The sequence below is a fragment of the Pseudomonas sp. JAI111 genome (assembly GCF_024809425.1).
Lineage (GTDB): Bacteria > Pseudomonadota > Gammaproteobacteria > Pseudomonadales > Pseudomonadaceae > Aquipseudomonas.
Window position 1 is genome coordinate 87,045 of record NZ_JANUCB010000009.1, and the last position, 15,841, is coordinate 102,885.

At 60.2% G+C, this 15,841-nt stretch carries 14 protein-coding genes; 8 read left to right on the top strand and 6 right to left on the bottom strand.

All coding sequences use genetic code 11. The features are described from left to right. Positions 1-66 precede the first annotated feature (66 nt). On the top strand, positions 67-1,515 hold the full coding sequence (locus HNR03_RS24380) for a M15 family metallopeptidase (protein ID WP_259156596.1): 1,449 nt from the start codon (positions 67-69) through the stop codon (positions 1,513-1,515). Between the two features lie 22 nt (positions 1,516-1,537). On the opposite strand, the gene HNR03_RS24385 is transcribed toward HNR03_RS24380, so the two are convergent. After that, positions 1,538-1,996: an N-acetyltransferase gene (locus tag HNR03_RS24385; protein WP_259156289.1), complete on the bottom strand. Its 459-nt coding sequence runs from the start codon at positions 1,994-1,996 to the stop codon at positions 1,538-1,540. A 21-nt stretch (positions 1,997-2,017) separates the two neighbouring features. Then, a complete protein-coding gene (locus HNR03_RS24390; protein WP_222587555.1) occupies positions 2,018-2,671 on the bottom strand; it encodes a peroxiredoxin in 654 nt (217 codons plus the stop codon). Between the two features lie 314 nt (positions 2,672-2,985). Between HNR03_RS24390 and HNR03_RS24395 the strand changes: the two genes are divergently transcribed. Further along, positions 2,986-3,258 carry a DUF2790 domain-containing protein gene (locus tag HNR03_RS24395; RefSeq protein ID WP_259156290.1) on the top strand — a complete coding sequence of 91 codons (273 nt, stop codon included), beginning with the start codon at positions 2,986-2,988 and terminating at the stop codon, positions 3,256-3,258. A 44-nt stretch (positions 3,259-3,302) separates the two neighbouring features. Here the strand turns inward: HNR03_RS24395 and HNR03_RS24400 are convergent, their stop codons facing one another. The 4 genes from HNR03_RS24400 to HNR03_RS24415 all read right to left on the bottom strand — a co-directional run bounded on the left by HNR03_RS24400 (position 3,303) and on the right by HNR03_RS24415 (position 8,453). Then, complete coding sequence (locus HNR03_RS24400; RefSeq protein WP_259156291.1) at positions 3,303-4,250, bottom strand: LysR family transcriptional regulator; 948 nt, start codon at positions 4,248-4,250, stop codon at positions 3,303-3,305. Between the two features lie 84 nt (positions 4,251-4,334). Further along, positions 4,335-5,825 (bottom strand): efflux transporter outer membrane subunit, encoded by a 1,491-nt coding sequence (locus tag HNR03_RS24405; RefSeq protein ID WP_259156293.1) that lies wholly within the window; start codon positions 5,823-5,825, stop codon positions 4,335-4,337. 19 nt (positions 5,826-5,844) lie between these two features. Next, positions 5,845-7,317 carry a DHA2 family efflux MFS transporter permease subunit gene (locus tag HNR03_RS24410; RefSeq protein WP_259156294.1) on the bottom strand — a complete coding sequence of 491 codons (1,473 nt, stop codon included), beginning with the start codon at positions 7,315-7,317 and terminating at the stop codon, positions 5,845-5,847. Next, a complete protein-coding gene (locus tag HNR03_RS24415; RefSeq protein ID WP_259156296.1) occupies positions 7,317-8,453 on the bottom strand; it encodes an HlyD family secretion protein in 1,137 nt (378 codons plus the stop codon). Before HNR03_RS24415 ends, HNR03_RS24410 begins: the two co-directional genes overlap by 1 nt. Positions 8,454-8,705: 252 nt before the next feature. Between HNR03_RS24415 and HNR03_RS24420 the strand changes: the two genes are divergently transcribed. From HNR03_RS24420 to HNR03_RS24445, 6 genes are all read left to right on the top strand, one after another. Further along, a complete protein-coding gene (locus tag HNR03_RS24420; RefSeq protein WP_259156298.1) occupies positions 8,706-9,332 on the top strand; it encodes a TetR/AcrR family transcriptional regulator in 627 nt (208 codons plus the stop codon). Positions 9,333-9,340: 8 nt separating this feature from the next. Then, positions 9,341-9,847 carry a G/U mismatch-specific DNA glycosylase gene (gene mug / locus HNR03_RS24425; RefSeq protein ID WP_259156299.1) on the top strand — a complete coding sequence of 169 codons (507 nt, stop codon included), beginning with the start codon at positions 9,341-9,343 and terminating at the stop codon, positions 9,845-9,847. A 168-nt stretch (positions 9,848-10,015) separates the two neighbouring features. Then, a complete protein-coding gene (locus HNR03_RS24430; RefSeq protein WP_259156300.1) occupies positions 10,016-11,389 on the top strand; it encodes a glutamine synthetase family protein in 1,374 nt (457 codons plus the stop codon). A 7-nt stretch (positions 11,390-11,396) separates the two neighbouring features. Continuing rightward, on the top strand, positions 11,397-12,788 hold the full coding sequence (locus HNR03_RS24435; RefSeq protein ID WP_259156301.1) for an aldehyde dehydrogenase family protein: 1,392 nt from the start codon (positions 11,397-11,399) through the stop codon (positions 12,786-12,788). 3 nt (positions 12,789-12,791) lie between these two features. After that, positions 12,792-13,952 (top strand): iron-containing alcohol dehydrogenase, encoded by a 1,161-nt coding sequence (locus HNR03_RS24440; RefSeq protein ID WP_222587567.1) that lies wholly within the window; start codon positions 12,792-12,794, stop codon positions 13,950-13,952. A 113-nt stretch (positions 13,953-14,065) separates the two neighbouring features. Beyond that, positions 14,066-15,613: an amino acid permease gene (locus HNR03_RS24445; RefSeq protein ID WP_259156304.1), complete on the top strand. Its 1,548-nt coding sequence runs from the start codon at positions 14,066-14,068 to the stop codon at positions 15,611-15,613. Positions 15,614-15,841 lie beyond the last annotated feature (228 nt).

A 15,841-nucleotide genomic window follows, 5' to 3' on the forward strand; every position in this document is an offset into this window, starting at 1 on the left:
TTAAGATCATTCGAAGCCTCCTGCGGACTCGACGATCATTTCATGCGCTTAAACCTGAACGTTTCCATGCCCGCTTCACTGCCGATGGCGGCTCAACTGCGCCGCCTGTTCGCACGCCCTCTCCTGTTGCTGAGTATCGTCATGCCCGCCATGGCCGGCGCCGAGCCAAGGCCGGACAACATGGTGTATCTGCGTGCGATTGATCCGAGTATCGAGCAGGACATTCGCTACGCAGGCGCTCACAACTTCACCGGGCACCCGCTTGACGGCTATGCCGCGCCGGAATGCATGCTTTCGCTGGACACCGCCAAAGCCCTGTCCCGGGTACAAACCGCCCTGCAAAAACAAGGTTACGGCTTGAAGGTGTTCGACTGCTATCGGCCCAGCCGTGCCGTGGCCGATATGGCTCGCTTCGCCACTGAACCCGGTGATCCGCGCAAGGCCGAGTTCTACCCGCGCGTGGACAAGCAGGATTTCTGGCACCTGGGCTATGTGGCGCGGGTGTCGAATCACTCCAGAGGTTCGACCGTGGACCTGACACTGACCGGCCCGAACGCGCTGCCTGCCGACACCTGGACGCCCTCGGCCGCGCAAGTCGATTGCACCGCGCCCTACGGCCAGCGCTGGCACGACGGCGCACTCGATATGGGCACCGGGTTCGATTGTTTCGATGAGCGCGCGCATACCGCCAACCCGACGATCAATGCGCTCGCCAAAGAAAACCGCCAACGGCTCGGCAGCGCCATGGAAAAAGAGGGCTTTGCCGGATACTCCAAAGAATGGTGGCACTTCACTTACAGCGCAGAGGGCGCGCCCAAAACCGTGATGGATTTCCCCATCACACCGCTGACGTCCCGTGATGTGCTCGACAGCAGTCATCAATTGATCGTGGTCACCACCAAGAACTGGGACGACATCCAGGGCAGCGCCCAGCGTTATGAACGGGACGGGAACTCCTTTCGAAAAGTCGGTGACGGGTTTGCAGTGGTGGTCGGCAAAAACGGCCTGGCCTGGGGCAAGGGTCCGGGTAACGTCGAGCCTGTCGCAGGACCGGTCAAACGCGAAGGCGACGGCAAGGCACCGGCCGGGATATTCAGGCTCGGAACGGCCTTCGGCTATGACACGACGGCCGCGACAAAACTGCCTTACCTCGCACTGACGCCCACCACCGAATGCGTGGATGACAGCGCCTCCAGGCATTACAACGCACTGGTCGACGGCGCGGCGACGGCAAAGGACTGGAACAGCTCCGAACACATGCGCAGTGAGTCCGGCTATCGCCAGGGCATTTTCATCGAGCACAACACGCCAGCGTCCCCGGCCTCGGGGTCGTGCATCTTTCTCCATATCTGGCGCGGGCCCACCTCCCCGACGCTGGGCTGCACAGCGATGGACCCGGCGGATATTTCGCGGTTGTTCGACTGGCTGGACCCGGGTGAATCGCCGTTGCTGGTGCAAATGCCCGAGGCGCAATACGAGCAATTGCGTGAAGCCTGGAAGTTGCCGCCGCGTTGATGGGCCACCGACCAGGATTTGCTCAGCCCTTTTTCAAATCCAGGCAGTAGGTGTAATAACCGCTATCACGCACATAACCCAACGACTCATACAACCGTTGCGCCGGCAGGTTGTACGTGGCCGTTTCCAGCACCATGCCCTTGGCGCCGGTCGACACCGCGAAGGCTCGCGCAGCGTTCATCAGTGATCGCCCCACTCCCCGCCCCCGGGCTTCGGGAGCGGTGAACAGGTCGCTTAGCAGCCAGGTGCGATAGGCGTCGATGGAGGAAAACGTCGGATACAACTGGACAAAGCCCAGCGCCTTGCCGGTGGCGTCCTCGGCGAAAAAGATCGCCGATTCGTTCAGGGCAAGGCGTTCGGCAATGAAATCCCGGGACTGCGCCAGGTTGGAGGGCTGGCCGTAAAAACCTCGATACGCATCGAAGAGGCCGGCAATCTTGTCGACATGAATCGCTTCGGCGCGAACGATTTGAACAGCCATGCGGGTCTCCAAACGAGTGGGTTATTTCGGTTGCGCCACGGTGCGCAAATACGGTTTCACGGTTTTGAAGCCATCCGGGTATTTCTTCTTCGCGTCCTCGTCGGACACTGACGTCGGAATGATCACGTCCTCGCCCGGACGCCAGTTCACCGGGGTGGCAACGGTGTGCTTGGCGTTCAATTGCAGCGCATCGAGCAAGCGCAGTACCTCATCGAAGTTGCGCCCGGCACTCATCGGGTAGACCAGCATTGCCTTGACCTTTTTATCCGGCCCGATGATGAACACCGAACGCACCGTGGCGTTGTCCACGGCCGTGCGCGCGCCGCCACTGGCATTGGGATGGATCATGTCGTAGAGCTTGGCCACCACCAGGTTATCGTCGCCGATCATGGGGTAGTTGACCGCATGCCCCTGGGTCTCTTCGATGTCCTTGGCCCAGCTCGCATGATTACTGACCGGGTCGACACTGAGCCCGACGATCTTGGTGTTGCGTTTATCGAACTCCGGCTTGAGCCCTGCCATGTAACCGAGCTCAGTGGTGCACACCGGGGTGAAGTCCTTGGGATGCGAGAACAGGATCGCCCACTTATCGCCGATCCACTCATGGAAATGCAGCGTGCCTTCGGTGCTCTCGGCGGTAAAGTCCGGGGCTTCGTCGCCAATACGGATGGTCATGATCGTTCTCCTTACAGTGAGTTCGCAGGGAAGCCGTCAGAACGCGAAATGCTGCTTAGACGGTATTAAGGTTGGGTTAAACCCGTTAACGCGAATCAGTATAGGAGATGGTTCAAGACAAGGCGGTGACCCGGACATTCACCTTTGTCACGTGTGTCGATACCCCTATTTATACGAAATCCGGCAACAGTGTTTGTCCGGGAGGCGGCTGTTTGAGGGATGGCCAAACACCTAGCATTGCGTCTAACCAGAGAGCCAAAAGAGTCACTCTCAAGCGGCCCACTGGATCAACCCAAGACGAGAAGGTGAATGACATGAAAGCTTTGAAAATTGCGCTGTTCCTGGCGCTGGGCGGTTTAGGCGCACAGGCTTTTGCAGACAGCGGCCACTCAACGGCCGAAGCCGACAAAACAGCGGTTGAAAGTTACGTGTATGGCACGACGCTGGACATCAAGAAAATCATCGTGATCTCAGACATTCCCAACGAATGCGGGCCGGTTCCAGCGCAAATGACGTATGAAGACTCTCAGGGACAGCGTCACACCCTTCAGTACCAAGTGATGGGCACCGGATGTTCAAATGGTTGAATACAGTCAGGATGATGGAGGGTCGACACTCCATGCCTGCGCTGTCAGTGAAGTTGATTTTTTTTCGCCGAACCGACGATTTTTTCGTCGCTGGCCAACACGTCCGGGATGGAATGTTTAAGAAACTCCACCCAGGTCTTTATTTTTGCATCCACGAACTTTCGTGACGGGTAGATCGCATACAAATTCAGCTCTTCCAGATGGTGTTCGGGCAACACACGCATCAACGTGCCCGCTCTCAAGCCATCGACCGCAGAAGCAATAGGCTGAATGCCGATGCCCATGCCATTGGCAATCGCCACGGTCATGCCGTCGGCGGTATTGATGTGAAACGGTGATGACGACACGTTGACCGTCTCCACGCCTTCGGGCCCTTCCAGTACCCAGCTTTCAACCGGCATCACCGTGTTGACGATTTTCAAACAGTCATGGGCGGCCAGCGCCTGCGGTGTGTCAGGGTATCCGCGTTTCCTCAAGTAAGTCGGCGACGCGCAGAGAATGCTGTACGTAATGCCAAGCCGCTGCGCGACAAACCCTGAGTCGGGCAGGTCCCGAGCCAACACAATCGACATGTCATAGCCCTCTTCCAGCAGATCCGGCAGCCGGTTGGTCAGCGTCAGGTCAAACATCACCGAGGGGTGCGTCTCTCTGTATTTGGCAATCGCATCGATCACGTAGTGATTGCCCACCGCCGACATCGCATGGATTTTCAGCCGCCCCACCGGCAGCGTATGCGCCGTGCCCGCTTCCTGTTCCGCGTCACGTATCTCTTCCAGAATCCTCTCGCAGCGTTGCAAATAACGCAGGCCTGCTTCGGTCAATGCCAGGCGCCGGGTGGTGCGGTTGATCAACCGTGTTTGCAGCCTCGCTTCCAGGCTGGAGATTGCTTTGGAAACGTTCGTCGTGGTGGTGTCCAACACTTCAGCTGCGGCGGTAAAACTGCCACTTTGGGCCACCGCAACGAAAAAGCGCATGGTCTGGAAAACGTCCATCGTTTTCACCTCGGGAAAATAGAGAAACGGGGCGAACCTGTTGTCAGGCCGCCCCTGGATCATGTGCTGCCAAAAAATCCGGCGCTATTGATACGCAGGTTTCGGTTCATCACGACTGGCAACGCGCTGCTCGAACGCACCGACCGAATTACCGCCGAGCGCTACGTAGAGCTGCACCGTGTCGAGGTATTGCGCGGTTTTCACCTTGATTTGACCCAGCAATGCCTGCTCATAAGCACGCTCCGCTTCCAACACCTGGAGAACGCTGTTCTCGCCCTGCGCGTACGCTTGCTGGTTCAACTGAAAACTGCTTTCGGCCGCGCGTAACGCGTCTGCCTGCGCCAGGTTTTCCTCCGCGTCGTGGTTGATGGCCTGCAACGAGTCAGCGACCTGGCCGAACGACTGAATGACCGTTTGCTGGTAGCCGGCAAGCGTCGCCTTGTACCCGTCGACGGCCGCCTGACGTTCTGCCTTGAGCGTTCCGCCATCGAACAGCGGACCCGCGATCCCGGCCGCGAAACCCCAGAGCGCCGCCCCACCATTGCCTGAAGCGGCCTGTACCAGCGACGCCGACAGCGTGACATGTGGATAGAGATTAGCGGTTGCAACGCCTACTGCCGCGCTGGCCATGTGCAACTCGGCCTCCGCTTGCAATACGTCCGGCCGGCCGTGGGCCATTTCCGAAGGAACGTTGACGGGCACGTTTGCCGGCAACACGAACTCGGCAAAATCGAAGTCCGGCGCGATCCAGTCGCCAGGGCCTTTGCCGGTGAGAATCGACAACGCGTGGCGAGCGGCATCGCGCTGCTGGGCGAGCGGCGGCAACAGCGTGCGGTCCTGGGCAAGCCGAGTTTCGGCCAGCGAAACGTCGATCTGCGTGGTGGCGCCGCTGGCGTGTGCCCTGCGTACCAGCTCGAGGTTTTTCGTGTCATTGGCCAGCAACTTCTCGACTGCCGCCATCTGTGCGTTGGCGGACGCGACCAGCAACGCCTGACTCGCGACGTTGCCCGTCAAGGTCAAATAGGCCGCTTCGTAGCGATGCTTCTGCAGATCGGTAAACGCTTCTTGCTGTTCGACCAGGCGTTTGTTACCGCCGAATACATCGAGGTCGAAGCCAACCCGTGGGCCGATCGCATAGAAATTGGTGGTGGTTGGCTCCTTCGCGTTATGCACCCGTTGGCGACCCGCCTGGCCGCCAAAATCGACTTGCGGATACAGCGCACCTTGCGCCGCGGCTACCGAAGACGACGCTTGGCGGATGGTTGCGTCCGCGGCCACCAGCTCAAGATTGCCTTCGATGGCGCGGCGCACAACCTTGTCGAGCTTCGGCGACTGGAAAGCCGTCCACCAGTTGCCACTGACCTTCTGGCCAAGGGCAATGTGCTGTTCACCCGGCGTGTTGCCGCGCGGACCAAGGCGCTGCTCGGCCTGTTGGTCGTAGTGCTGCGACTGGCTCGGCGGTTGCATTTGATAGTCAGGGCCGACGGTGCAGGCGGTCAGGAATGCAAGGGCCGCCATCGCGCCGAACGTGGTTCTGAAGGTCTGTCTGTTGATGAAGCGTGCAGAGGATTTCATTGGGCATACTCCACGAAAACTATTGGGCCGAAACCGGCTTGCGAAGAAAGACAACCAGTGGACTCACCACCAGCATCGCCACCATCAAAATCTTGAATTGATCGATCACCGCGATGAACGCCGCTTGCCCTGTGATCATTTCGTTGAGCCCCGCCAGTGCTTGCAGGGATGTCGGCGCCGGGCGATACGGCGTCAGGTTGCTGGCCAGCGCCAAGTGCATCGCTTGCGTGTTGTTGAAGAAAAACAGCTGCACAATCGCCACGCCCAGCGTGCTGCCGTAGACCCGGAACAGATTGAAAATGCCGGTGCCTTCCGGGCGTAACGCAGGGTCGAGCGTGCTGAACGCGACTTTCGTCAGCGACGGCATCAACATGCCGATGCCGACGCCCTGGATCGCACCCGCCACAGCCACAGGCGACCAGTCCATCAGCGGCGAGTAACCGAGCATCAGCCAGTTGGCGTAAACCACCAGCGCCACACCCACCGCCACGAAAAACCGCCGGTCAAAGCGCTCTGGCACACGCCCCATCAGCAGAAACGCGCCGACCAGTCCAATGCCACGCGGGATCGTCAGGGACCCGGTGGTATCCGGCGGGTAACCGAGAATCTCGTCGAGCATCGGCGACGTCAGGGCCATGGTCGACAACAGTACAAAACCCACGGCGAAGAAGATCGTCGTCGACAACACGAAGTTACGGTCCTGGAACAAGCGCTTGTTGAGGAAATGCACCTTCGTGGTCAACACATGCACCGCGAACAGGTAGAGCCCCAGGGCGCAGCCGATGGCCTCCAGCCAGATTTCGGTCGAGGCGAACCAGTCCAGACGTTCGCCACGATCGAGCAGCATTTGCAGGCAGATCAAGCCCAGCGTGAAGCTGCCGAAGCCGAAGAAGTCGAACGACGGACGCTTCTCGGCCTTTTTCTCGACCTGCAACAGCGCGATCACCAGGCCGATAAACGCCGACAACGGAACGCTGATGTAGAAGATCGGGCGCCATCCGAAATGCTCGCCAATCCAGCCACCGATACTCGGGCCGCTGACGATGCCGAACAGCACGATGGCGGTCCAGGTCGCGCCAAATTTCGCGCGTTTTTCCAGCGCCAACGTCTCCATGGCAATCGCCATCGACAGCGGCGCCAGCACCCCACTCGCCAGGCCCTGGATAATCCGCGCGCCAATGAACTCCAGCGGCGTTGAGGCCTGGGTGGCAAGCAGCAACCCCAGGACGAAAAAGGCCAGCGCGGTTTGATAAACACGCTTGAGACCAAAGCGTCCGGCGAGCCATTGCGCAATCGGCAGGGTGATGGCGCTGGCCGCCAGGTACGAGGTGAAGATCCACCCCGCCTGGTCGTCGGTCATCGACAGGCTGCCCTGAATCAACCTGAGTACAGCGTTGGGAAGTGGCAGGCTCGCCGACTGCATATACGTCGCAAGCAGCGCGGCGAACCTTAACGCTCCCGCACCTTGAGGTCCGGCATGGTTGGCGTTCATCAGAAGTTACCCGCGGTCAACAATGCCTTGAGCGGATGCCACCAAGGTGTGCGAAAGCCGGTATCGACCTTGACCGTGGCGCTGGTGCCCGAGAACAGCGGCAAGGCGGGATCGGTTTCATCGAGTTCGAGCCGTACCGGAACACGCTGGACCACCTTGACCCAGTTGCCGGTGGCATTTTCCGGTGGCAGCAGGGCGAAGTCGGAGCCGGCCCCCGGGCTCATGCTGGTCACGTGGGCCTTGAAAACGTGATCGGGATAGGTGTCGATACTGACGGTCGCTTCCTGGCCGGGGCGCATATGGGTGACGTCCGTTTCGCGAAAGTTGGCCTCGACCCAGATCTCGTGATCGGACAACAACGCAAAGGCTGGCGCGCCGCTGTTGACGTAGTTGCCCACCTGCAAGTCGTCGACCTTGGCGACAGTGCCGTCGTCAGGCGCATACACCGTCGCGTACGAAAGGTAGAGCTGCGCCTCGTCGAGTTGCGCCTTGGCTTCGCGAACCGTCGGATGGGTGTCGACTTCAATCGTCGGATTGCCGTTCAGGGCAACCACGGTGCTGGCGATCTGTTGTTCGACAGACGCGATCCGTTGCCGGGCTACTTTAAGGTCGGTGTCGGCACGTTCGTAAATGGCGCGGGAGACGAACTCGGTCGCGACCAGCGCCTTCTTGCGGGCAAATTCGCGCTGATCGAAATCGGCCGACTCTTTGGCCGATTGCAGCTCAGCCTGCTGCTGGCGGTAGCTGGCCTTGAGCCCATCGATGCGCAGGCGCGCCACATTCAGCTGCGCTTCGGCGCGGTCAACGGCGATCTGCAGCGGTTTCGGATCGATCCGGAACAACACCTGGCCTTTGTGTACCCGCTGATTGTCCTCGACCGCGATTTCCACCACTTGCCCGGAAATGCGCGCGTTGATCGACGCTTTCGCCACTCGGGCGTAGGCGTTATCCGTCGAAATGAAAGCGGCGCCGGCATGATAGCGGGCGTATCCCAGCGCGGCGAAGATCACCGGCAAGCCGACCATCAGCCACGGTCGCAGTTTCTGTTTGAACGGTTTCTTGATGGGCGCCTGGCCAGGGTTCACGCCTGGGTGCTCGAAGCTCTGTGACGCCGGGATGTCGAACTGTTTAGTCATGATCGAATACACCTTTAACCGGGAAATCAGGCCGGCCAACACTGTGCCGGGCCGGACATCAATAGTTGCTGTGAGGAATCAAGCCCGAGCACGGACTGGAGGATCGCTCCGCCGCACCTGTTTCGTCGCCGCAACACTCAGTTCGAGCTCCGCTTCAACAAACCGTAAACCAAGGAATTTCTGGTTCCTTAATTTTGTGCGATGATGTAAGAATATCCCCACACCCACCTTCCACCAAGGATTTTGTACGACATGGCACAAAAAAAGATTAGCGAGGGAAAAGGCCGTGGCCGCCCTCGCGCCTACGACCCGCAAACCGCCCTGCAGCAAGCGCTTGGTGTATTCTGGAGCACCGGTTATTCAGGCGCCTCGCTGGATAGCATTGCCACCGCAGCCGGGATGAATCGCCCGAGCCTTTACGCGGCATTCGGTGATAAACACGCGCTGTACATCAAAGCGCTTGAGCAATACTGGGAATTTGCCGCAGCAGCGATGCACGAGGCGCTGACCGACACCCAGCTGCCCCTTCGCGATGCGTTGATGCGTTTCTACGAAGGGCAGCTGTCGATCTATTTCTCGGGTGATGGCCAACCGCGCGGCTGCTTTGCGATCGGCACGGCAACCACCGAAGCCGTCGAGGACCCGGAAATTCGTGAGGTACTTTCAGACCGGCTCAGCAGGCTCGACACCGATCTTGAAGTGCGCCTGCGAACGGCCATCGAGTCCGGCGAACTGAAAAGCGATGTCGACGCCGCCGCCCTCGCCGTCCTCGCCTCCTCCCTGCTGCACAGCATCTCGATCCGCGCGCGGGCAGGTAAATCCCGCGAAGAACTGACGGAACTGGCGCGCAACGCGGTCAGTGTGATCTGCGGTGTGTGAGGTTGATCGTGAGTGAAGGACTTGAAGACATTCTGGCCGAGCAGCTGGCGGTGATTTTTTGTGGGATCAATCCGGGCCTGACCGCCGCCGCTCAAGGGCATCACTTTGCCGGCAGGGGCAATCGCTTCTGGCGCACGCTGCACCTCGCCGGTTTTACACCTGAGGAAGTGCGCCCGGAAAACGATCGGACGATCTTGCAGTATCAGTGTGGGCTGACGGCCGTGGTTGAGCGGCCGACCGCTCGGGCGGATCAGTTGTCTGCGCATGAATTCACCGCAGCAGCGGCGGATTTCGAACGCAAGATCGAACGCTACGCACCGCGCTGTGTGGCGTTTCTCGGCAAAGCCGCTTATTGCGCGCTATCCGGCCAGCGGCAAATCAACTGGGGGCGACAATCCCAAACTTTTGGCAACGCGTCGGTCTGGGTCCTGCCCAATCCGAGTGGGCGAAATCGCGCGTTCACGCAGGATCAACTGGTGGATGCTTACCGCCAACTCCGCGGTGCGATGGGTTAGCCGGGGCCGCGAATGACCACCGCGCAAAACTTGCATTCAGCGGAGGTAGGCTAAGCTAAGAGCAGCTTATTGCTCACGATGCTCGCGTCTGCAGGTTTTGGTTTGTTCTGGAGAGCGTCTGCAACAGCTATCTCAGACAGGCCCAACCTATTCACGCAGGATTACGTGATGACCGAGCCCTTCCTCACTTTCGAGCAACTCAAGCGCGCTGCTGCCGCCGGCGAAATCGATACCGTTCTGGTGTGCATGGTCGACATGCAAGGCCGACTGGTCGGCAAGCGATTCCAGGTCGAGTTTTTCATCGACAGCGGACATGAAGAAACCCACTGCTGCAATTACCTGCTGGCCGACGACATCGACATGGAGCCCGTGCCGGGCTACGCCGCCGCCAGTTGGAGCAAAGGCTACGGCGACTTCGTGCTCAAGCCCGACATGGCCACGTTGCGCCGAGTGCCCTGGCTCGAATGCACGGCATTGGTCTTGTGTGATGTGCTCGATCATTACCATCGAAAGGACTTGCCCCACAGCCCGCGGGCCATCCTGAAAAAGCAGATCGAGCGCCTGCGTGAGCGCGGCTATACCGGCATGTTCGCCTCGGAACTGGAGTTCTACCTGTTCGACGAAAGCTACGAGGCCATCCACAAACGCAACTACCACAAGCCCAAGACCGCCGGCCACTACATCGAGGATTACAACATCCTCCAGACCACCCGCGAAGAGCCGGTGCTGCGGGCGATTCGCAAGCACCTGCAAGCCAGCGGCATCCCCGTGGAAAACTCCAAGGGTGAATGGGGGCCGGGGCAGGAAGAAATCAACATTCGCTATGCCGATGCGCTGACGATGGCCGATCACCACGTCATCATCAAGCACGCCTGCAAGGAAATCGCGCAACTGCAAGGCAAGGCGATCACCTTCATGGCCAAGTGGCGTTATGACGCCGCCGGTTCCAGCAGCCATATCCACAATTCACTGTGGGACAAGAACGGCAAGAAGCCGCTGTTCTTCGACGCCAAGGCTGAGTTCGGCATGTCGAAACTGATGCGCGCCTGGGTCGCCGGGCAGCTCAAATATGCCAACGACATCACCTGTTTTCTCGCGCCGTACATCAACTCCTATAAGCGCTTCCAGGCCGGCACCTTTGCGCCGACGCGGGCAGTCTGGAGCCGCGACAATCGCACCGCAGGCTTTCGCCTGTGCGCAGAAAGCAGCAAGTCCATCCGCATTGAATGCCGCATCGGTGGCGCCGACCTCAACCCTTACCTGGCCTTCGCCGCATTGATCGCGGCGGGCCTGGCCGGTATCGACGAGAAGCTCAATCTCGCGCCGCCCTTTGAAGGCGATGCCTACGTCGACGAACACTTGCCCGAAGTGTCGAAGACCTTGCGCGAAGCCTGCGCCGCGCTCAAGGGCTCGACGATGTTGCGCGAAGCGTTCGGCGATGAAGTGGTCGACCACTATGTGCACACCGCCGAATGGGAGCAGAAGGAATACGACCGGCGTATCACCGACTGGGAATTGCAGCGCGGCTTCGAGCGCTATTGAGGCGATCATGACTTCGATGATTCAACTCATCTCACCGGTCGATGGCCGGGTCTATGCCGAGCGCCATTGCGCCGATACCGTACAGATCGAGCAGGCGTTGACGGCTGCCGCAGCCGCCCAGGCGCAATGGAAACGCAGGCCACTGAACGAACGCGCGGCGTTTTGCAGCGCCGCCACGGACGCCATGCTGGCGATGAAGGACGAGATCGTGCCGGAGCTGGCCTGGCAGATGGGTCGCCCGGTGCGTTTTGGCGCCGGTGAACTGCGCGGTTTCGAAGAACGCGCCCGGCACATGATTGCCATCGCACCCAAAGTCCTGGCAACGATAGAGCCCACGCCGATCGCGGGGTTTCGCCGCTATATCAAACGTGATCCGCTGGGTACGGTGTTGGTCGTCGCCCCCTGGAATTACCCCTACCTGACGGCGGTGAATACGATCATTCCGGCGCTGATGGCCGGCAACAGCGTCATCCTCAAACACGCCTCGCAAACGCTGCTGGTGGGCGAACGGTTCGCCGAAGCCTTTCGCCGCGCCAATCTGCCCGAAGGCCTGTTTCAAAATTTACTGCTCGATCATCAGCAGACCGCGTCGATGATTGCCTCTGGACGCGTGCAGCAAGTGAACTTCACCGGCTCGGTTGCCGCCGGTAAGGCCATGGAAAACGCCGCCACGGGGCGATTCATCGGCGTCGGCCTGGAACTCGGCGGCAAAGACCCGGCCTACGTTCGCGCAGACGCGAACCTTGAACACGCAGTAGAAAACCTGGTGGATGGCAGCTTCTTCAACTCCGGGCAAAGCTGCTGCGCCGTTGAACGCATCTATGTTGATCAGAAAATCTACCCGGCCTTTGTCGAGCGATTCGTCGCCCTGACCAATCAATACGTGCTGGGCAATCCACTGGATCAAGCCACCACCCTCGGTCCGCTGGTGAACCCGGGCGCCGCCGAATTCGTCCGTGGCCAGATCGTCGATGCGCTGGCAAAAGGCGCCAAGGCCCTGATCGATCCGAAAGCCTTCCCCCTTGATGCGCCGGGCAGCGCCTACATGGCGCCTCAGGTATTGGTCGACGTCAGCCATGACATGTCGGTGATGCGCGAGGAAAGCTTTGGTCCGGTGGTCGGCATCATGCCGGTGGCCAGCGACGACGAAGCCATTGCCTTGATGAACGACAGTGAATTCGGCCTGAGCGCGTCCATCTGGACCCAAGACCTCGCTGCCGCCGAACGCCTGGGTGACCAGATCGACACCGGCACCGTGTTCATGAACCGCTGCGATTACCTGGACCCGGCCCTCGCCTGGACCGGGGTGAAGCACAGCGGGCGCGGCGTCACGCTGTCGTCCCTGGGCTACGAACACCTGACCCGAGCGAAATCCTTCCATCTTCGCCACGAGACCTGAGCCATGAGCCTGACCGGAAACTGGAACTACCCCACGAGCATTCGTTTCGGCGTCGGCCGCATCGCCGAACTGGCCGAAGTCTGTCGCAGCCAGGGTATCCAGCGACCGTTGCTGGTCACCGACAGCGGTCTGGCACGCGCTCCGATCACCATCGCGGCGGTCGACGCCTTGCGCGCGGCCGGCCTGGGTGTCGCGCTGTTTTGCGACCTCAAGCCCAATCCCGTCGAAGCCAACCTGGCCGGTGGGCTCGATGCCTGGCGCGCGGGCAAACACGATGGCGTGGTCGCGTTCGGCGGGGGCAGCGGCCTGGACATGGGCAAACTCATCGCCTTCATGAGCGGCCAGACCCGGCCGGTCTGGGATTTCGAAGACATCGGCGACTACTGGACCCGCGCCGACGAAAGCCGGATCGCCCCGGTCATCGCCGTGCCAACGACGGCGGGCACCGGTTCCGAAGTGGGCCGTGCGGCGGTGATCATCGACGAGCAAACCCACACCAAGCGCATCATCTTTCACCCGAAAATGATGCCGCGCGTGGTCATCAGCGACCCGGCCCTGACCGTCGGCATGCCGGCAAAAGTCACCGCCGGCACAGGCATGGATGCGTTGGCGCACTGCCTGGAATCCTACTGCGCCCCGGGTTTTCATCCGATGGCCGACGGCATCGCGGTGGAAGGCATACGTCTGGTGGCCAATGCCCTGGTGCGAGCGGTTCTTACGCCGTCCGACCTTGATGCACGCGCGCAAATGCTCGCCGCCGCGGCGATGGGCGCCACCGCTTTCCAGAAAGGTCTGGGCGGGATGCATGCCCTGTCGCATCCGGTGGGTGCGCTGTACGACACCCATCACGGCATGACCAACGCCACGTTCATGCCCTATGTCTTGAAGTTCAATCGCCCGGCCATCGAAGAGCGCATCACGCGCCTGGCGGCTTATCTGCGATTACCCTCGCCCGGCTTCGACAGCTTCCTGGCCTTCATTCTCAAGCTGCGCAAGGACATCGGTGTGCCGCACACGTTGATAGAACTGGGCGTGGATGATCGACAAGCCGACTTGATCGCGGACATGGCGATTGTCGATCCGTCTGCCGGCGGCAACCCGCTGCCATTGACGCGGGCCGGTGCCGCACAGATTTTCGACGCGGCGTATCACGGCCGTCTCTAGAGCCGTCGCCGTGCGGACAGGGTTGCAAAAAGGAGCAGTACGACAAGGGGTTGAAGACCAGGCCATCCGGGACCCCGGATGGATGCGTATCAAAACCTGAAGGGGCACACGACATGAAGCCAGCAAGCCCGCACGACGATGACGTCAAGGTGCTGCACAGCATGGGCTATGCCCAGCAGCTCTCGCGACGCATGGGCGTTTTCTCCAACTTCGCCATTTCCTTTTCGATCATCTGCATCCTCTCGGGTGGCATCAACTCACTTGCCCAAGGCACCTCGGGCGCGGGCGGCGCGTCCATCGGCATTGGCTGGCCAATCGGTTGCCTGATCTCCGGGGTCTTCGCCATGGCGATGGCGCAGATCTCCTCGGCCTACCCCACCGCTGGCGGCCTCTATCACTGGGGCTCGATTCTTGGTAACCGCTTCACCGGCTGGCTGACGGCCTGGTTCAACCTGTTGGGTCTGATCACCGTGCTTGGCGCGATCAACGTCGGGACGTATTACTTCTTTTTCGGCGCCTTCGGACCGGCATTGGGTATGGAAGACACCATCACGACACGGGTGATTTTCCTGGCGATCCTCACGGGCCTCCAGGCCTTGTGCAACCACCTGGGCATTGGCCTGACTGCGAAACTCACCGACTTCTCGGGGTACCTGATATTCGCCACCGCGCTCGCGCTAACCATCGTTTGCCTGATATCGGCGCCCAGTTATGAGTTCGCCCGGTTATGGACCTTCAGCAACTATTCCGGCGAGGCAGGCGGCAACGTCTGGCCGCAGGTGTCGAACAGCTGGGTGTTCATGCTCGGCCTGCTGTTGCCGATCTACACCATCACCGGCTACGACGCCTCCGCGCACACCTCGGAAGAGACACATAACGCGACGATGTCGGTGCCACGCGGCATGGTCACCTCAGTGGTCTGGTCGCTGCTGTTCGGCTGGCTCATGCTCTGCTCGTTTGTCCTGATGCTGCCGAGCATGGACGAGGCAGCCAAGCATGGCTGGACCGTGTTCTTCTGGGCGATGGACACCCAAGTCAACCCGACCGTAAAAACGGTGCTGTACGTGGCCATTTTCATCTCGCAAGTGCTTTGCGGACTGGCGACCGTAACCTCGGTCTCGCGCATGATCTTCGCGTTCTCCCGTGACGGCGGCCTGCCCTTCTCCAAGGCACTGTCCTCGGTTTCGCCAACCCTGCGCAGCCCGGTCGCAGCGATCTGGACCGGCGCCACGCTCGCGGTATTGTTCGACTGGGGATCGTCGGTGATATCGATCGGTGAAACGCCGGTCTACACCATCGTCGTATCCTGTACGGTGATCTTCCTGTTCTTCTCCTTCATCATCCCCATCGTGCTCGGCCTGTTCACCTACGGCACCTCGAAGTGGCCCACCATGGGGCCGTGGAACATGGGGCGATTCTGGTACACGGTGTTCGCCCTGCTCTCGGTCCTCTCGATGGTGATCATCTTCGTCATCGGCATCCAGCCACCCAACGAATGGGCGTTGTACATCACCATCGGCTTCCTGGTGCTGACCGCCATCGTCTGGTTCGGCTTCGAAGCCCGCCGCTTCCAGGGACCGCCAAAGGGCGATTTGATCGTCAGGCGCCAGGCAGAGATTGTCGCAGAGGAAGAGGCGCTGAACAGGCGCGCTGGAAGCTGATACTTGCGCCATAAAAAACGGGGCACTGAGCGTCCCGTTTTTTACACGGATCAAGTTCGAATCGTTATATACCCAAGCAACAAGGCTGGACGGTGATCAGCATAAAAAAGACTGGAAGAAGATTTTCGCATTCGAGTGACGTAACCCTCTACTTACTTACTGGTTCTCAAGCGCGTGAGCATTGGTAATCACAATGGCTTATACATAAACCGTAGGATCAGGGATTCA